This is a genomic window from Streptomyces sp. NPDC031466, from assembly GCF_055581265.1.
In genome coordinates this window covers 317,197-334,618 of record NZ_JBVIJT010000010.1, presented here as the reverse complement: position 1 = coordinate 334,618, position 17,422 = coordinate 317,197, and the positions used below count along the sequence as shown (strand labels likewise).

The 17,422-nt window shown below is 71.3% G+C and carries 16 protein-coding genes; 9 read left to right on the top strand and 7 right to left on the bottom strand.

The features are described from left to right. The first annotated feature begins 36 nt into the window (after nucleotides 1-36). Nucleotides 37-1,935 carry an AMP-dependent synthetase/ligase gene (locus tag ACZ5GP_RS26145; protein WP_468753108.1) on the top strand — a complete coding sequence of 633 codons (1,899 nt, stop codon included), beginning with the start codon at nucleotides 37-39 and terminating at the stop codon, nucleotides 1,933-1,935. On the opposite strand, the gene ACZ5GP_RS26140 is transcribed toward ACZ5GP_RS26145, so the two are convergent. Next, a complete protein-coding gene (locus tag ACZ5GP_RS26140; RefSeq protein WP_468753107.1) occupies nucleotides 1,912-2,226 on the bottom strand; it encodes an AzlD domain-containing protein in 315 nt (104 codons plus the stop codon). The two genes, ACZ5GP_RS26145 and ACZ5GP_RS26140, sit on opposite strands and share 24 nt — an antisense overlap. Further along, nucleotides 2,223-3,005 carry an AzlC family ABC transporter permease gene (locus ACZ5GP_RS26135; protein WP_468753106.1) on the bottom strand — a complete coding sequence of 261 codons (783 nt, stop codon included), beginning with the start codon at nucleotides 3,003-3,005 and terminating at the stop codon, nucleotides 2,223-2,225. Before ACZ5GP_RS26135 ends, ACZ5GP_RS26140 begins: the two co-directional genes overlap by 4 nt. 110 nt (nucleotides 3,006-3,115) lie before the next feature. On the opposite strand from ACZ5GP_RS26135, the gene ACZ5GP_RS26130 reads away from it, so the two are divergent. Then, nucleotides 3,116-3,718, top strand: coding sequence for a helix-turn-helix domain-containing protein (locus ACZ5GP_RS26130; RefSeq protein ID WP_468753105.1), 603 nt, complete (start codon nucleotides 3,116-3,118; stop codon nucleotides 3,716-3,718). Between the two features lie 165 nt (nucleotides 3,719-3,883). On the opposite strand, the gene ACZ5GP_RS26125 is transcribed toward ACZ5GP_RS26130, so the two are convergent. Further along, complete coding sequence (locus ACZ5GP_RS26125) at nucleotides 3,884-4,087, bottom strand: cold-shock protein (RefSeq protein ID WP_006138897.1); 204 nt, start codon at nucleotides 4,085-4,087, stop codon at nucleotides 3,884-3,886. Between the two features lie 372 nt (nucleotides 4,088-4,459). On the opposite strand from ACZ5GP_RS26125, the gene ACZ5GP_RS26120 reads away from it, so the two are divergent. Next, nucleotides 4,460-5,314, top strand: a complete 855-nt coding sequence (locus ACZ5GP_RS26120; protein ID WP_358581118.1) for a menaquinone biosynthetic enzyme MqnA/MqnD family protein — start codon at nucleotides 4,460-4,462, stop codon at nucleotides 5,312-5,314. Nucleotides 5,315-5,699: 385 nt separating this feature from the next. Further along, entirely contained in the window at nucleotides 5,700-7,337 is a 1,638-nt protein-coding gene (locus ACZ5GP_RS26115; protein WP_468753104.1) for a serine/threonine-protein kinase, read from the top strand. Nucleotides 7,338-7,368: 31 nt separating this feature from the next. Here the strand turns inward: ACZ5GP_RS26115 and ACZ5GP_RS26110 are convergent, their stop codons facing one another. Further along, nucleotides 7,369-12,129 carry an FtsK/SpoIIIE domain-containing protein gene (locus ACZ5GP_RS26110; protein ID WP_468753103.1) on the bottom strand — a complete coding sequence of 1,587 codons (4,761 nt, stop codon included), beginning with the start codon at nucleotides 12,127-12,129 and terminating at the stop codon, nucleotides 7,369-7,371. 247 nt (nucleotides 12,130-12,376) lie between these two features. Between ACZ5GP_RS26110 and ACZ5GP_RS26105 the strand changes: the two genes are divergently transcribed. The 5 genes from ACZ5GP_RS26105 (at nucleotide 12,377) to ACZ5GP_RS26085 (ending at nucleotide 15,745) form a co-directional block, all read left to right on the top strand. Continuing rightward, on the top strand, nucleotides 12,377-12,676 hold the full coding sequence (locus ACZ5GP_RS26105; RefSeq protein ID WP_358577163.1) for a WXG100 family type VII secretion target: 300 nt from the start codon (nucleotides 12,377-12,379) through the stop codon (nucleotides 12,674-12,676). 109 nt (nucleotides 12,677-12,785) lie between these two features. After that, nucleotides 12,786-13,094 carry a hypothetical protein gene (locus ACZ5GP_RS26100; protein WP_468753102.1) on the top strand — a complete coding sequence of 103 codons (309 nt, stop codon included), beginning with the start codon at nucleotides 12,786-12,788 and terminating at the stop codon, nucleotides 13,092-13,094. Continuing rightward, nucleotides 13,094-14,464: a hypothetical protein gene (locus tag ACZ5GP_RS26095; RefSeq protein ID WP_468753101.1), complete on the top strand. Its 1,371-nt coding sequence runs from the start codon at nucleotides 13,094-13,096 to the stop codon at nucleotides 14,462-14,464. Before ACZ5GP_RS26100 ends, ACZ5GP_RS26095 begins: the two co-directional genes overlap by 1 nt. After that, the gene (locus ACZ5GP_RS26090; RefSeq protein ID WP_468753100.1) at nucleotides 14,464-15,147 is read left to right on the top strand and encodes a hypothetical protein; all 684 of its coding nucleotides are present in this window, start codon (nucleotides 14,464-14,466) and stop codon (nucleotides 15,145-15,147) included. The genes ACZ5GP_RS26095 and ACZ5GP_RS26090 overlap by 1 nt, the downstream gene beginning before the upstream one ends. 1 nt (nucleotide 15,148) lies before the next feature. Continuing rightward, nucleotides 15,149-15,745, top strand: a complete 597-nt coding sequence (locus ACZ5GP_RS26085) for a hypothetical protein (RefSeq protein WP_468753099.1) — start codon at nucleotides 15,149-15,151, stop codon at nucleotides 15,743-15,745. Between the two features lie 6 nt (nucleotides 15,746-15,751). Here ACZ5GP_RS26085 and ACZ5GP_RS26080 read toward each other — a convergent pair whose 3' ends face one another. From ACZ5GP_RS26080 to ACZ5GP_RS26070, 3 genes are read right to left on the bottom strand one after another with little or no spacing between them, the layout of a single operon-like run. Continuing rightward, nucleotides 15,752-16,357, bottom strand: coding sequence for a hypothetical protein (locus ACZ5GP_RS26080; RefSeq protein ID WP_468753098.1), 606 nt, complete (start codon nucleotides 16,355-16,357; stop codon nucleotides 15,752-15,754). Then, complete coding sequence (locus ACZ5GP_RS26075) at nucleotides 16,354-16,980, bottom strand: hypothetical protein (protein ID WP_468753097.1); 627 nt, start codon at nucleotides 16,978-16,980, stop codon at nucleotides 16,354-16,356. Before ACZ5GP_RS26075 ends, ACZ5GP_RS26080 begins: the two co-directional genes overlap by 4 nt. Next, nucleotides 16,967-17,395 carry a hypothetical protein gene (locus ACZ5GP_RS26070; protein ID WP_468753096.1) on the bottom strand — a complete coding sequence of 143 codons (429 nt, stop codon included), beginning with the start codon at nucleotides 17,393-17,395 and terminating at the stop codon, nucleotides 16,967-16,969. The genes ACZ5GP_RS26075 and ACZ5GP_RS26070 overlap by 14 nt, the downstream gene beginning before the upstream one ends. Between the last annotated feature and the right edge of the window lie 27 nt (nucleotides 17,396-17,422).

Below are 17,422 nucleotides of genomic sequence, written 5' to 3'. Positions count from 1 at the left end.
TCCCGTCCGCCGCGCGGGCCGCCTAGCGTCGTACGCATGCGGCAGACGCGGAAGGAACCTGTGGCGGCGGCGGAACTCCCGGCGACGCTGGCCCTGTTGACCGAGTGGGCGGCCGACCGGCACGGCGAGGGGCCCGCCCTGCGCTTCCGGCGCGGCGGGGCGTGGACCGACCTCTCCTACGCGGAGCTGCGGGAGCGCGTCCGCCGGACGGGCCGCGCCCTGCTCGCCCTCGGCGTCCGCCCCGACGACCGCGTGGCGATCCTGGCCGAGACGCGCCCCGAATGGACCTACGCCCACTTCGGCGCGCTCGCGACGGGCGCGGTCGTCGTCCCCGTCTACCCGACGGCGGGCGACGAGGAGACCGCGTGGGTCGTGCGCGACTCGGGCACGAGGACGGTGCTCTGCGAGAACCCCGCCCAGGCGGCGAAGATCGACCGCCTGCGGGCGGAGGGGCGGCTGCCGGGGGTCCGGGACGTCATCCTCCTGACGGAGGACCCGCGACCGGCGCCCACCCCCGCGCCCGGGGAGGAGGCCGGAGCCGCCAGGGCCACCGAGCCCCAGGACGGCGCCGGGCCTGTGCCCGTGTGCCCCATGCCGGTACGCCCCGCCCGTCTCCACGACCTCCCGCTCGCGTCCCTCGACGCGCTCCTCTCCCGGGCCGTGGGCCGCACCCCGGAGGATCTGGCCACCGTCATCTACACGTCCGGCACCACCGGACTCCCCAAGGGGTGCCTGCTGACGCACGGCAATCTGCTGGCCGTGCAGCGGGCCACCGTGCCGCTCGTCGACGCGGGGCCCGGGGACTCGACGTACCTCTATCTGCCGCTCGCCCATCTCCTCGCCCAGCTCATCGAGTTCACGACGCTGGTTCAGGGCGGCACCCTCACGTTCTTCGGCGGCCGCGTCGAGGACGTCGTCGCCGAACTCCAGGAGGCGCGCCCCACCCACCTGCCGTCCGTGCCCCGGCTCTTCGAGAAGGTGCGGTCCCTGGTGCTGTCCCTCGCGCAGGCGCGGGAAGGCGGCCGGGAGCGGTTCGAGGAGGCCGTCCGCATCGGGGTCATGGCCGCCGACGGCACGCTGCCGCCCGAGCTCCAAGGCGCGTACGAGGCGGCCGACAAGGAGCTGTACGGCCTGGTCAGGCAGGCCCTCGGCGGCCGCCTCCGGTGGGCGCTCACCGGCGGCGCGCCCATCGCCCCGGACACCGTCGACTTCCTGCGGGCCTGCGGCATCGCGGTCCACGAGGGGTACGGGATGACGGAGTCGGCCGGGGTCCTCACCCTCAACCACCCCGGCGCCGTGCGGTACGGCACGGTCGGCCGCCCGGTCGACGGCGTCGAACTGCGCATCGCGCCGGACGGGGAGATCCTGGCCCGGGGCGCCATGGTCTTCGCCGGCTACCACAACGACCCGCGGGCGACGCGCGAGACCCTGGACGACGAGGGGTGGCTGCGCACAGGGGACTTGGGGGCACTGGACGAGGACGGCTACCTCACGATCACCGGCCGCAAGAAGGACCTCATCATCACCTCCGGGGGCAAGAACCTCACCCCCTCCCTCAGCGAACTGGCGCTCCAGACCTCGCCGTTCGTCTCCCGGGCCGTCATGGTCGGCGACCGCCGCCCCCACCCGGTCGCCCTGATCACCCTGGACGCCCAGGAGGTCACCGGCTGGGCCGCCCGCGAGGGCGTGGAGCCGGCCACGCCCCTCTCCCGCGACCCGCGCGTCCGCGCCCTGGTCCAGGAAGCCGTCGACGCCGCCAACGCCACGGTCTCGCGCCCCGCCCGCATCCGGGACTTCGCCGTGCTGGACGAGGACTTCACGGTGGAGAGCGGCCTGCTGACCCCGAGCCTGAAGGTGCGCAGACAGGCGGTCACGGAGCGGTACGCGGACGTGCTGGAGGAGCTGTACGGGTCAGGAGACCCCGGCGAGGCGTAGCAGCGCCGTCGCCGCCGCCGCGCCCACCACGACGAGGGCGAACGGCGCCCTGCGCCAGGCGAGGAGCCCGGCGGTCAGTACGCCGGCGGGCCTGGCCCAGCCCGCGAAGTCCCCGCCGTCCATGAGCGCCCCGGTGGCGAGCAGCGCGACGAGCAGGACCGTGGCGCCCATGGCCAGCAACTCCTGCACCCGGGCCGGCATTTCGACGCGCCCGTGCAGGACGGGCCCGGCCAGGCGCAGGACGTACGTCCCGGCGGCGAGGGTGAGGACACAGGCGAGCGTGGCGTTCACGAGTCGCTCCCGGGGGCGGTGGTAGTGACGCGTGGGCGGCGGCGGGGTCCGCGGCGCGCGGCGAGCAGGCCGAGCAGGGCGAGCAGCACCGGCACCCCGGCGGGCAGCAGCGGCGCCGCGACGACGGCGACGACCGCGCCGGCCGCCGCGGCCCGCCGCACCGGACCGTCGGCGCGCAGCGCGGGCAGCACCAGTGCGAGCAGGACGGCGGGGAACGCCGCGTCGAGGCCGAACCGCTCGGTGTCGCCGAGCGCCGCCCCCGCGATGCCGCCCGCGAGCACACTGAGGTTCCACGCCACGAACAGGCCGACGCCGAATATCCAGAACGCGGCCCTGCGCTGCCGGGCCCCCCGCTGGGCGAGGACGAAGGCGGCCGACTCGTCGGTGATGAGGTGGGCGCCGATCAGCCGCGCCGGCCAGGAGCGGCCGAGGTCCTCGGCGATGGCGAGGCTGAACGCCGCGTTGCGGGTGTTGAGGAGCAGCCCGGTCGCCGCCGCGGCCACGGGTCCGCCGCCCGCGGTGAGGATGCCGACGGCGCTGAACTGGGCGGAGCCCGCGTAGACGAGCACCGACATGACCACCGGCACCCACAGCGGGAGGCCGCCCGCGACGGCGATCGCCCCGAAGGAGACGCCGACGACGGCGTCGGCGAGCCAGACGAGCGCGCAGTCGCGCAGCACGCCGGGCGGGAGGTCGGAGAGCCGTACGAGGCCGGAGGCGGCCGACGGGCCGTCCTCCGTTCGCCCGGCAGGGTCGTCTGTTCGGTGTGGCGAACGCATGCGTCGTAGGATGAACGGAGAGACGTACGTTCGTCAAGGCGAACGATTGGTCCGCCACGGCGAACGATCGCGCGGCGGTGGGTCGGCCCGGGAAGGTGGAGAGGCGAGCAATGACTGAGCGGACCGGTGAGGCGGACGGGGCCGGCGAGCGGGGTGAGGCCCCGCCCCGCATGCCCCGCGAGTGGGTGGCGGCGGCGCTGCGCCGCGAGCGCGCGAGGGCCGGCATCTCCCTCTCCGAACTGGCCAAGCGCGCCGGCATCGCGAAGTCCACGCTGTCCCAGCTGGAGGCGGCCACCGGCAACCCCGGCATCGAGACGATCTGGGCGCTGGCCGTGGCGCTCGGGGTGCCGTTCAGCGTGCTCGTGGAGTCGCCCGTACCGGCGGTGACGGTGATCCGTGCGGGGGAGGGGCCCTCCATGCGGGCCGAGAACGCGCCGTACGTGGGCACCCTGCTCTCCCCGGGCCCGAACGGTGTGCGGCGCGACATCTACCACGGGGCGATGGAGCCCGGCGCGGCGCGTGAGTCCGAGCCGCACATCCCGGGCTCCGTGGAGCACCTCGTCGTCAGCACGGGGCGCCTCCTCGCGGGCCCGCGCGACGCGACGGCGGAGCTGTCCGCCGGGGACTACATGTCGTACCGCGGCGATGTCCCGCACCTCTACCGGGCGCTGGCCCCGGGCACCACGTTCGTCCTGATCATGCAGCACACCTAGGCGGCCGCGACGACCCCGGGCAAGCGCGACGCCCCGGTCGCGGGGAAAGGCAGGAGCCCCGCTTCCTCCGCTCGCGCGAAGGAGCAGGGCTCCTTGGGTACTGCATCCATGTCCGGATCAAGTCACCGGAGGAATCACACGCCCCACTCGCGCGGGGCGTGTTGATCACATCGGGGTGACGTTCTCCGCCTGCGGACCCTTCGGGCCCTGCGTCACGTCGAAGGAAACGGCCTGGTTCTCCTCAAGGGAGCGGAAGCCGTTCGCGTTGATCGCGGAGTAGTGGACGAAGACGTCCGGGCCGCCGCCTTCCTGGGCAATGAAGCCAAAGCCCTTTTCAGCGTTGAACCACTTCACGGTTCCGGTAGCCATAAGCCCTCCTTGGGCCAAAGGGTTGCCCTGCTCCAGAACCAGCGATTGTTAAAACAACTGCGTAAGTCTGAAAACGACGAGAGCCTACGGAGTTACATGCTCCGCAGGCTCTGTACTGCAAGGGAAACCAAACTGCAACTTGCGGCGAGCTTAGCACGCAGGCAGGGGAATGCAATAGGGGGCAAGATCACGTCACCCGGAGGTTTGAAGGGGCCCCCGACAGGGTTGACGAAGGGGCTGTCAGGGGGACCGTCGAGTGGTCGGCAGGGCCCCCGGGGGACCCGGCGCCCGCACCGTACCGCATGGGGGGCTAGCCTCCCCGATGTGGACAATTCTCCCCTGGACGCCTTCGCGGGGGCAGGCGCCGAACAGCTGCCCGACTCCCGTCGCACCCCTCGGCCGCGCGTCGGCCACATCCAGTTCCTGAACTGCGTACCCCTGTACTGGGGGCTCGCGCGGACCGGGACGCTCCTCGACTTCGAGCTGACGAAGGACACCCCCGAGCGGCTCAGTGAACAGCTGGTGCGCGGCGAGCTGGACATCGCGCCGGTCACCCTCGTCGAGTTCCTGAAGAACGCCGACGACCTCGTCGCCTTCCCCGACCTCGCGGTCGGCTGCGACGGTCCCGTCATGTCCTGCGTGATCGTCTCGCAGGTGCCGCTCGACCGGCTCGACGGGGCGCGCGTGGCCCTCGGTTCGACCTCGCGCACCTCCGTGCGGCTCGCCCAACTGCTGCTCGCCGAGCGGTACGGCGTACGGCCCGAGTACTACACGTGCCCGCCCGACCTCGGCCTGATGATGCGGGAGGCGGACGCCGCCGTCCTCATCGGCGACGCGGCGCTGCGCGCCAACCTGATCGACGGGCCGCGGCTCGGCCTCGACGTGTACGACCTCGGCGCGATGTGGAAGGAGTGGACGGGCCTGCCGTTCGTCTTCGCCGTCTGGGCCGCGCGGCGCGAGTACGCCGAGCGCGAGCCGGAGGTCGTGCGCGCGGTGCACCAGGCCTTCCTCGCCTCCCGCGACCTCTCCCTGGACGAGGTCACGAAGGTCGCCGAGCAGGCCGCCCGCTGGGAGGCCTTCGACGCCGAGGTCCTGGAGCGGTACTTCACGACGCTCGACTTCCGCTTCGGCGAGGCCCAGCTGGAGGGCGTCACCGAGTTCGCCCGCCGGGTCGGCCCGACGACGGGATTCCCGGCGGACGTACGGGTGGAGCTGCTGAAGCCGTAGGAACACCGAAAGGAATCGGCCATACGTTATCGGGCAGGCTGTCCGCCGCACTCGTACCCCCTTTCCGGCCGCCCCTGGGATATCTCCATCGACGGCCCGGTTCCGAATGGCGCCGGGCGCCCGCATTGCGTACGGACGTAAAGGCCCAATCCGGTCATTGCCGCCCGGGGGAGGGCAAGCGGGACCGTTCGGGAGGCAATGGAGCACCGGTCGGGCGGCAATAGCGCCCGTCCCGCCGGGCAATGCGCCCCGTCCCACCGGGCAATGCGCGCCGGCCCGGAGGGGAATGCGCCAGGAGCCGCTGCCCCGCCGCTTCGGGACTACGCTGATCCGCAGTGCTGAGGCGCGCGGTCTGTCCGGGGCGCGCCCGGGGGAGGCCACGCTCATGCAACCGCTCGACGCCGACGAACCCGCCGTGATCGGGCCCTACCGGCTGCTCGGCCGGCTCGGCTCGGGCGGCATGGGGAGGGTCTACCTCGGCCGCAGCGAGGGCGGCCGCACGGTCGCCGTCAAGATCGTGCACCCGCACCTCGCGCTGGACGAGGAGTTCCGCGCCCGGTTCCGCCGCGAGGTCGCGGCCGCACGGCGGGTCGGCGGCGAATGGACCGCGCCCGTTCTGGACGCGGACCCCGACGCGGCCGTGCCCTGGGTCGCCACCGGGTACGCGGCGGGGCCCTCGCTCACCGAGGCGGTCAGGGAGGGCGCGCCGCTGCCCGCGCACTGCGTACGCGTCCTCGGCGCCGGCCTCGCCGAGGCGCTGGCCCACGTCCACGCCCTCGGGCTCGTGCACCGCGACGTGAAGCCGTCGAACGTGCTGCTCACCCTCGACGGACCGCGCCTGATCGACTTCGGCATCGCCCGCGCCACGGACGGCACCGCCTCGCTCACCTCCACCGGCGCCTCCATCGGCTCGCCCGGCTACATGGCGCCCGAGCAGATCCTCGGCCGGGGCGTCACGGGCGCGGCGGACGTCTTCTCGCTGGGGGCCGTGCTGGTCTACGCGGCCACGGGGGAGTCGCTCTTCCCCGGCGACTCGTCGGCCGCGCTGCTCTACAAGGTCGTCCACGAGGAGCCGGAACTGGGCGCGCTGAGCGGCGGTCTGCGCGACCTCGCGGCGGCCTGCCTCGCCAAGGACCCGGCGGCGCGGCCCGCCCCGGCGGAGCTGGCCCGCCGCCTCGCCCCCGAGGGCACGGCACGGCTGGTGGCGGCCGGATGGCTGCCGGGGCCCGTGGTGGAGCGGGTGAGCCGCAGCGCGGTGCGGCTGCTGGACCTGGACACGGGGGCGGGCGCGGGGGCGGCGCCGGTGGACGCCCCCTCAGGGCCGGTGGCGTTCGACGCCCCTTCGGTCGACGGCACGTTCGGGCCGCCCGACCCCTCGTACGCGGACGCGGGCGCCGTCGCCCCGCCCGGCACCGGCACCCGAGCGCCCGGCAAGCTGTCCGTGTCGGTGGCCGCCACCTCCGTCCCCGAGGGCCCGGGCGGCAGCGGCCGCAGGGTGAGCTGCACGGTGGCCCTCGCCGTGGCCGGGGCGATGGCCGCCGTCACGGTGGGCTCGGCGTTCGTCTTCGGGCTGCTGCCGAAGGACGACGACTCGACGAGCGCGGGGGAGGGCAGCGACCAGCCCCCGGCGGCGACCGGCGCGCCCCACCCCACGGCAACGGACGGCGCGGGCCAGGTCCCCGCGGCCTATGTCGGCACGTGGCGCGGCAAGGCGGCCGCGAGCGGCGGCGCCATCCCCCTCGGCACCTTCGAGGTCACCCTGCGCCGGGCGGAGCGGGGGCAGCGGGTCGGCAAGGTCGTGCAGCGCGACCCGATCGGCAACACCTGCACCGACGTACTCACCCTCAGACGGGCCACGCCCGAGAAGCTCGTGGCGACGGGCAAGGGCGTCGAGAGCAACGGCGGCCAGTGCGCCCGGACGAGCCACACCGTCTATCTGCGCCCTGACGGCAAGGACCTCGTGTACACGTCGGACGATCCGGCGGCGGGCGACCCGAAGGCCCGGCTGTCCCCGGTGCGGTGACGCGGGCGCCGGTACCGCTCGGCGCCCGCCCCTACAACGGCGTGGTCAGGGTGGCCAGTTCGCCGTTGCCCAGGTGCAGCATCCCCTTGCCCGGCGCCACCGGGCCGCCGACCACGCTGCGGGAGATCCGCAGGCCGATGAGGTCGCCGCTGGAACTGTCCTGCGGGGAGAGCAGGATGCCCCGGCGGCCCTTCTTCGCGTCGACCTGCCAGCCCGAGAAGCCGCTGCACACGTCCTCCTCGTCACCGGCGAGGACCAGCGCGAGCCCCAGGTCGGTGCCGCGCTGGATGATCCGCTTGAACTGGCTCGCGGCGTCCGCGTCCTCCAGGATCTCGGCGTCGTCCACCAGGACCGCGACGGGCTCCTCCGGGGACGCGTCCGCCGCGTCGATCAGCTCCTCGAACTCGTCCTCGTCTATGTCGTCCCCGGTGAACACCTTCAGGACGCCTTCCTGGCCCTCCAGTTGACGCAGCGGCGACTGGCGCGGGGCGGCGATCACCAGCCGGGCGCCCTGGGCGCGGAACGAACGCGCCATGTTGAGCAGCACCGTGGAGCGGCCCGACTTGGCGGGACCCGCGATGACGAACGCGGGCACGCCCTGCGCCAGGTCGGGGCCGTGGCCCATGACCTCGTCGCCGCCGATGCCCACCAGCGCCCACAGCTTGGAGCGCGAGGCCTGCGGGTCGCGCAGCTCCCACGCCTCCTCGAAGGAGATGCGGCTCGGCAGCGTGTCCACCCGGAACGGCCTGCGGTGGCGCGGCACGTCGGCGTCGCGCGCCGCGGCCCGCTCCCCGATCGCGGCGAGCGCGGCGGCCTGACCCTGACCGGTGACGTCGTCGCTGAGCAGCGCGAACTGCGTCTCCGTACCCGACTCGTTGCGGAAGGCACGGCCCGGCGCGATCTCCTCGGGCACCTTGCGCGCGGGGATGCCGAGCATCGAGAAGTCGGAGCGGTCCGCGAGACGCAGGCCGTACTTGTCCTCGGTGAGCGAGGAGATGCGGCCCACCAGGATCTGCCGGTCGCCCGTCATCACCATGTGGATGCCGACGCTCGCGCCCTCCCGCATGATCGTGGTGATCTCGTCCGTGAGCGACCCGTGGTCGATCTCGCCGAGGGTGGGCAGCCAGCCCTCCCAGCGGTCCAGGAGCACGACGAGGTGCGGCAGGCGCTCGACCACGGCGGCGTCGGCGCGCTGCTCGCCGATGTCGGCGTAGCCCTTGTCGGCCAACAGGTCCTGACGGCGGGACAGTTCGCCCTTGAGCCGACCGACGAGGCGCACGACCCGCTCGGTCTGGTTGCGGCCGACGACGGCACCGCAGTGCGGCAGCCGCGTCAGGGCGTTGAGCGCGCCGTTGCCGCAGTCGATGCCGTACAGATGGACGTCGGCGCTGGAGTGCGTGCGCGCCAGGGAGCCCGCGATCGTCCGCAGCACCTGCGAGCGGCCCGAGCGCGGGGCGCCGCCGATCATCAGGTGGCCGAAGGTCGCGAAGTCCACGACGACCGCGCGGCGCGCCTGGTCGGCGGGCAGGTCCTCGATGCCGTACGCGGCGGGCGCCAGGGCGCCGGGGGCCGTGCGGGGCGCGGGCACCGGGATCTCGTCCAGGAGCAGCTTGTCGGCGAGCGCGGGCAGCCAGGGGCTGTGCTGGGCGGGGATGCCGAGGGTCCGGTTGGCCTCGATGACCGTGTCGACCAGGACCTTCAGGTCCGTGATCTCCTCCTCCTCGCGCGCCTCGGCCTTCGGCTTCACCAGCGAGGCACGGCCGAGCGCCGACCAGTCCAGCGCGTCGACCCAGGGCGCGAGCACCGTCGGGTCGGCGGCGCCGGGGCGGCGGCCACCGACGCGCCCGGACTGGAAGGGCACGAGCGAGGCGTGCCCGAGACGCACGTAGGCCCGCCCGGGGGTGTTCTTGGAGATGTGCCCGGCCTCGGGGGAGTCGATGACGTCGCTGGACTCGCCGCCGTCGGTCACGCGCAGCGCGATGCGCAGGTTGGTGTTGGCGCGGATCTCCGGGGAGACGACACCGGAGGGCCGCTGCGTGGCGAGCAGTAGGTGGATGCCGAGCGAGCGGCCCCGCTGGGCGATGTTCACGAGCCCGGTGACGAAGTCGGGCAGGTCGCGCACCATGGAGGCGAACTCGTCGATGACGATGAGGAGTCGGGGCACGGGCGCGTGCGAGGGGTCGCGCCGCACGAGGTCCTGGTAGTCCTCGATGTCCTTGGCGTCGGCGTCGGCGAGGATGTGCTCGCGCCGCTTCAGCTCGGCGCCCAGCGACTCCAGGGCGCGCTCCACGAGGTGCGCGTCGAGGTCGGTGACCATGCCGACGGTGTGCGGCAGCTTCACGCAGTCCTTGAACGCGGAGCCGCCCTTGTAGTCCACCAGGACGAAGGTCATGTTCTCGGGCGTATTGGCCACGGCCAGGGCGGCGACGATCGTCTGGAGCAGCTCCGACTTGCCGGAACCAGTGGTTCCGGCGATCAGGCCGTGCGGCCCGTCCTTGCGCATGTCGATGCCGAACGGACCGTCGTACGACTCGCCGATGACGGCCATCGTCGACTGCCCGCCCGCCTGCCAGCGGGCCATGATCGCACCGGGCGTCGGCGGTTCCAACTGGAGCACGTCCAGGAGCCGGCTCGACGCCGGCAGCGCGGAGTCCTCGCTCTCGCCGCTGATGTCCCGCAGCGGCGAGACGGCCCGCGCCAGGCGCAGACACCAGGAGGGGGGGACGAAGTCGGGGCGTACGTCCTTCAGGCGCTCGGCGCCGGTCATCTCCACGCGCAGCCGCAGCTCCCGCGGCCCGTCGCCGCCGACGGGGTCGGGCTCGGTCCGGTGCCAGGCCTGGAACGAGGGGAAGCCGCCCGCGACGGGCGGTCGGGGCAGCCCGCCCGGCTGCGGTCCGGCCGGCCGGCGCGGGGGCTCGTCCAGTTCGCGGGGCTTCGGCTCGGCGACGACGAAGGCCTGGCACTCGCCGGGCAGAAAACGTTCCTCGGTGTCGAGGCAGAGCGCGTACATGTGCACGGCCGGGCCCTCGCGCAGCAGGCGCACGACACCGGGGAGGGAGCGCAGGCGCCGTGAGCCGTCCCAGACCACCACGATGTCCGGGTCGGAGAAGGCGGCGCCCTGGCTCTTGTTGTCCTCCACGGCCTTGGTCCGCGCGTCGAGGATCTGGGTCAGCTCACCGATGCGGGCGCCGACGGTCTCGGCGTCCGTGCCGATGAGTACGTTGACGTCCTGGCCGCCCGTGGGCCGCGCGTGCGGCAGCCAGCGCACCCAGTCCCAGCTCTCCCGGGCGGAGTTCTCGGTCAGGACGTAGAACTGCACGTCCATCGGGCTGTGCAGCGTCGCGGCCTGCGCGACGGCCCAGCGGCCGAGCGCGGTCGCGCTGTCGCCTGGTCCGGCGATGCCGATGACGCCGAGGCCCTTCAGGGGGAGCGCGACGGGCGCGTCCTCTATGTGCCAGGTCACCTGGCGGCGGTGCTCGTCCTGTTCGGGGTCGTCGAGGACGACTTCGGAGGGCAGCCGGCCGGTGCCGACGCGGATCAGCAGATGGTCGGCGTCGGTCCGCCGCCGTTCCCACAGCCGGGTGCGGGGGCCGGTGCCGAGCGCGAGGACGGCCGCCGGGTCGGGGATGGCGTGGCGCCGGTCCATCCGCTCGGCGACCAGGGCGTCCTGCGCGTCCTTCTCGATCCGGGCCTTGGTCTCCTTGTACTCCCTGACCTGCTTCGCATGGGACTTGCGCCCGTGCTTCTTGTCCATGAAGTAGTTGCCGAAGAGCATGATCGGGCTGAGCCCCGCCATGATCAGGTAGTACCAGCGATTGAAGATCATCGCGGCGATGACGGCACCGACCAGCGGGAACAGCGCCATCAGCCAGGGCAGCGGCCGTGCCTCGAACTCCCGGGGCGGGCTCGGCAGCCGGAAGGTGGTCTGCCGCTCGGGCGGGCGCAGCCGCGGAGGCCGGTTGTAGTCGAGGCCCGCGCCGTCCTCGGACCACTTGAGGGCGGCGTCGGGAGGGGAGTACCGGGTGAGTTCCAGCAGGGTGTTGCCGAGGGCGAGCTGGGCGCCGAGGGGCCACCGCACGGTGTCCGCCCGACCACCCCCGCCCCCCTTCGCTCTCCCTTTCTCCTGCCGGGCGCGAGCCTTTGCCTGCTTGCGCCGCGCCTTCTCCCGCCGCTTGTGCCGCTTGTCCTTCTCCCGCTCGGTCAAGGAGGGGTCGAGGGCGTCGTCCGGGTCGGGTTCCGGCTCCTCCTTCTCCTCGCCGAAGGGGGCGCCGTCGAGGGTGACGCCCTCCTTGTCCTTCTCCCCGCCGTGCAGGGTGACCTGGCAGGTGCCGTCGGTTGCAACTGACAACGTCAGGGCGCGGGCGGGCAGCTCCGGGTCGTCGATCCGGAGAAAGGAGGCGGGGCCGCTGCCGATGTCGTAGCGCCCTATGCCGAGCCGGTGCACGGAGCCGGCCGAGGGGCCGCCGGCCACGCGCAGCTCGACGAGTCCGCCGGGCTCGCCGGGCAGGCAGCCGGCGGGGTCGTGGAGGCTGACGACGGCGCCCTCGCGCAGCGGCGAGGTCACGACGGTGGCGCCGGGATCGACGGCGTACCCGTCCACGTAGATCATCGGGGCGTTGCCGGCGGGGGAGTGCGGGCCCTGTCCGATCGGGATGATCTGGGCGCCGCCGCGGCCGACCTGCCGGCCCAGTTCCACCGCGATGTCCCGCACGGTGGACTCGGGATCGGCGTCGAGGACCACGTCGGCGGTGTCCCCGCCGAACGGATCGACGACGGTCAGAGTCAGGCGCACGACGGTCCTCCCCGGAGCTGGACAACGGGCCCGACGATATCCGCTCCACCGTTCCCACGGGCAACGGCCCGGGTACGGGGCAACCGCGGAACGGCACGCGTTCTCATGGCAGACCTGTGACTCGACCGGACTGGGATCCCCTCCGCCCCACCCGTAAGCTGCTGGCGCAAGAGCGGACGATCACACCATCCGCTCAACGGGAGCCACGGGGGCTGGCCCTGGGGCGAGTTGATGAGGAGAGAGCCACATGGCCAAGGACCTTGATGTCACATATCAGGACATGCGTGACGCGGCCAAGCACGTGGTCAAGGAGAAGGACAAGCTCACCGAGAAGCTGGACGGCCTGAAGAAGTACATCAAGCACCTCGTCGAGACGGGCTTCGTCACCAAGAGCGCCTCGAAGGCGTTCGACGAGAACTTCGACGAGTTCGTCGAGGGCGCGAAGAAGACCCTCGAGGGCCTGGACGGCATGGGCGACTACCTGACCAACGCGGCCGACAAGTACGAGCAGATCGACGACGAGCTGGGCAAGGCGGCGCGGAAGTAGCGGCGCGGCGTGAGCGCTTCGGAAACGGGGGGACGGGCAGTGCCGACCGTCCCCCCGTTTTCGTTGCTCCCGATGGCGTGGGCAGCGCGATGGACGAAGGGGGCACCCGATGGGTGAGTACACGAGGATCGACGATCTGGACGTCATCCGTGAGATGGGCCTCGGCCTCGGACGGATCAAGGACGCTTTCGACGGCCTGGGGAAGCTGAAGGGCCAGTACGGGGAAGACTTCGGCGAGCATGATCTCGCGTGGCAGTTCGGGGACTTCGTGGAGAACTGGGAGAGTCACCGCGAGGAACTGGGCGAGGAGATCAAGAGCCTGGCCGAGATCGCGAAGGGCGCCGCGAAGACGTACGAGAAGATCGACAGCGCACTGGCCAAGGCTCTTCGCGAAGCCGACAAGAGGAAGAAGTCCTGATGGGCGCCGCGCGCCCCACGGACTGGCAGCCGCTGGCACACCAGGACCCGGTGCCGGGCGATCCCGATCGTCTGGAACAACTGGGCCGTAAGCTGCGCAAGACCGCCGACGAGTTGGAACGGCAGGTCCGCCACCTCAAGGCGGCGTCCGAGGTTGAGTCCTGGGACAGTGACGCCGGGAAGAGCTTTCGCGAGAAGGCCAAGAAGTGCCGTGGCCGCCTGGAAGCCGCACACAAGCGCTACGAAACGGTGGCCGACGCGGTCGGCGACCGGATCGTGGACCACGGTCCCGGCTACGAGGCGAACGCCGCCGCCCCGCCCGGTAGCTACGCCACGGAACTCCATCGCGCCCAGCGGATGGCGGAGATCGCTCGGCGCGAGGCGCAGGAGGCCGAGGCCGACAAGAGCGCCGCGCAAAAAGGCCTTGACGGCCTGTCCGGGAAATCCGGGAAGGGCGATGGCGCCAAGGAGGACGGCAAGACCCAGAAGGAGAAATTGGAGGACCGGGCGGAAGCTGCCGGGAAGTCCTTGGAGGCGGCCCGGGAGAAGCTCCGGAAAGCGCAGAGCATTCGCGACGAGGCGGCCCGCAAGGCACGCGAGGCCATAGACGAAGTCATCTCTCACGACGCTCTCAAGGACGGCTTCTGGGACGACTTCGCCGATGTGGTGAAGTTCGTGGCGGACTGGACCGAGAAAATCTCCAAGTGGGCCGGTATCGCGGCTCTCGCGGTCGGCTGGATTCCCGTGGTCGGCCAAGGCCTCGCAGGTCTGCTGGGCGCCATCTCCATGGTCGCCACACTCGTCAACATCGCCTGCACGGCGATCCAGGTCGGCATGGGGGACGAGTCGTGGACAGCGCTGGCCACGGCGGCCGTGGGGCTGCTGATGATGGGGGCGGGCAAGGCGATGTCCAAGGTGAGCGGCCGGTATGCCAAAGGGCTGCTGGGGCGCCTGCGGACCGCCAAGGGCGGTAAGCAAACACCCAGGCAGAACAAGCGGAACCGCCACAAGTTCAACCGTGAGGCCGGGCACATCAAGGGCTTGCAGAAGGGCGACATCTCGAAGTCGGTCCGCGAGCCGGTCACCGAGCTCTTCAAGGGATCGACCTGGAAGGACGCGTTCAGGGGCGGTTACCGTGAGTCGGCACAGGTGCTGCGGGACCGCGGAAACGGGAGCCTGATCAAGGGCGGTCTCAAATCCGTGTCCTTGTCGGATGCCGCCGTGGCATCCGATCTCAAGGAACTGAAGTACCTGGGCAAGAACATGGGTGACGGGTACGCGGTCAACAAACTGTCGAGCCGAGCGACAGCGCTGAACGTTGCCGGCAGCGGAATAACCGCTGGCGGCCTTCTCATTGATGAGGTGAGCTGATGAACGAAGAAGAGACCGATCCGGCGGAGAACTCACCCGACCTGGAAGAGGACCACATCGTCGATTTCGATTTCGACGACGGATGGCTCCCCCTCACACTCCATGAAGGCACCCGGACAGAGGCCCGACGGATGGCCTCGGACCTGGTGGAACAGTTCAATCCACTCCAGCTCGATGTCAGCAGGTCCGCGCTGCAGGAGGAGCTGGAGCAGCTCGCCCTGAGCGCGTTCGAGTCGGGCCCGGTCCTGACGACCGTGGCGTACACAGAGGGCGGCATCCTGCTCGCCGAGCTGTCGGTCTTCGTACACGGAGAGGACGACGTCCGGCGGCCCTCGCCAGAGAAGTATCTGCCTCACCTGATGAAGTGGTCGTACGCCGAGATCAAGGGCGAAGCACAGGTTTCCGACGTCGAGCTGCCGCTCGGCCCGGCGATCCGCATCCAGGCAGTGCTGGCCGAGAAGCGCCGCTTCGGGTGGGGCAAGAAACTCAGTGAGGTCCTCCGGTACGCGGTCTGGCCGGATGGGCAGGAGGAGATCTTCGTCGTGGAGGCAAGGTGGCTGAATTTTGAGCGGACGGACGAATTGACCGACCTCGTGGACCGCCTCATGCCGACCATGCGCCTCCTGACGGTCGCCGCCGAACCCGCCACGGGCACCGCCATCGAACCCTCCGCCGAGAGCTGACATGCCCATCCGGACCGCATGGGAGACGCCTCCCAGTGACTACACGATCTTCGTTCCCGACGGTTGGTTCCAACTGCACCTCGGACCCGATGAGCGGGACCGCGGTATCGCCGCCTTGGCCACCCGGCAGTTCGCGGGCATCGACAACGCGCCCGTCCTCAAAGAACGGCTGATGCGGGACCTGCAGAAGCAGGCCAAGGCGGCCTATCGCGAGGGCGGCGTCGAGCTGTACATCTCGCTGCTGACCGTCGAGGGCCTGCCGCTGGCGTCGTCACTGCTCGTGAGTCTGCTCGCCGACGGCTGGCCTGGCTGCATCACGGCATACGACCTGGCCCGCAGACTCGTGGACACGGGGCACCCGGCTCAAGTGAGAAGGCTGGACGCCGCGGGTGACGCCGTGCGGATGGAGAAGACCGAAGCCGCTGACCCGGAGAACCAGATGGGCAACACGCTGGCGACGACGACGGTGACGTACCACGTGCCCATTCCCGCGAGTGAGCAGTGGCTGACCCTCACCTTCTCCACGCCCCTGGAGGGCCTGGCGCCGCGGATGGTCGAACTCTTCGACACGGTGGCGGGAACGCTGCACTGGGAGTAGGACGGATCAGGTGTCGAGGTTGACGAACAGACTCCGCGCGAAGTCGTCGAACTCGTCGATGTTCGAAGTGATCCAGCCGATGTCCTCGCCGAGGGTTCTCACGATCACGTCGATGCCCAGGGACTCGATGCGCCAGGCGTAGTTGACCGAGACGCACATCGCTTCGGCCTTGGCGGCGACGAAGTAGCGGATCGAGCGCTTGCCGCGCCCCAGGCGCTCCGTGTCGAAGTCGATGACCTCGGGGTCCTGCGCGGCACCCGGCTCGTGCCTTTGGACCAGTTCGTCCAACGTCCTGTCGACGTCGCCCTCACTCGGGCCCGCGTGGACGAGGAAGGTGAGAAATTCCCGTCGCGGGTCGGGGACGTAGAGGAAGATCTGGTGCACCGGCACCGTCCGGGGAATCAGCTCGGCCGCGGATTCGAGCTCGAAGGCCAGCGTCTTGACCTGCTTCTTGTCGACCGGCTCGTCGTCCACCAGTTCCCAGAGCAGCTCCGAGGTGCGCCGCGCCCACTTCTTGCGCTCGCGCGCGGCGCCCCGTCCCTCCCCCAGAAGGGGCATGGCGGGCCAGACGGTGGCGTCGCTGTCCGTGTCGAGAGAGAAGGTGACGGTCACTCGGTCCTCCAGCGGAACGTGGTCATGACGGCGTCGAAGAGTTCGACGAGGATCTCGGTGAAATCACTGTCGGGATCGCCGTCCCCGACCGTGCTGAAGCTGACGACCAGCCACCCCGCGTCCGCGCCGGGCGACGGCACCTGCACGACGTAGTCGACGTGCCGGGACGGCGCCTCGGCGCCCTTCGCGGGGTCGGCGGGCATTGTGCGCTCCTTGCGCATCCCCGCAGATCCGTCCAGCTCCGCCGGCTCCGAGTCCGCCGAGCCGGTGAGCAGTTGTTTCAGTACATCCTGCTTGCCGATCCCCCCGCCCAGGGCGGTGTCGACCTTGGCCACGACGATGGAAGCGGCGACGAGATAGCCGTGCATGGGTTCCGTCGGCAGGTAGAGGTCCACGCCGTCGCGGTGCCGCGCTTCCTTCACCGAGGAGTTCAGCCGCCGGTACAGCTCCATGCGCGCCTCGGCCACCTTGTCCTTGGGCAGCTCCGGGGCCACTCGCTCGGCGGCGTCATCGACGATCCTCTTGACCGCCTCCTGGGTTCCTTCTCTCAGGGGGACCCGCGTCCACCCCGGCGGTATGACGAGGGCGTATCCGACTGCGTTCTTGGTGTCAGCCGACGGCATCGCGGCGGTTCCTTCGGTTGAGCACTCCGTACACGAGCGTGAGGGCACCGGGCAGGAGAGGGGTGACGAGTACGACGGGATAGTGGTGCATCAAGAGAAACAACGGGGCAAGCTGAGCGAGCCCACCGCCAGCGAAATAGAGGACGAATTCACTGCGCCAGTCGCCGCGTTTGTGCAGCGTGACGACTCCGACGGACAGGGCTGCGACCGCCAGCAACGGCAGGGTCTGGGCCGGTACGCGAAAGACGGCGCTGAACGCCTTTGGAAGGGCATCGGAGTTGATGAGTACGCCACCGATGATGGCGACGATGAGAAATGCGAGCGGAGTCACGACGGCGATCCGCGCGTTTCTGATCACCTTCCGGTCCTCGGGCGGAAGATCGCCGGTCGCCCCGGCCGGTCCGTTGTGCACCATGTACCTGGCTCCTGCGTCTGTACGTCG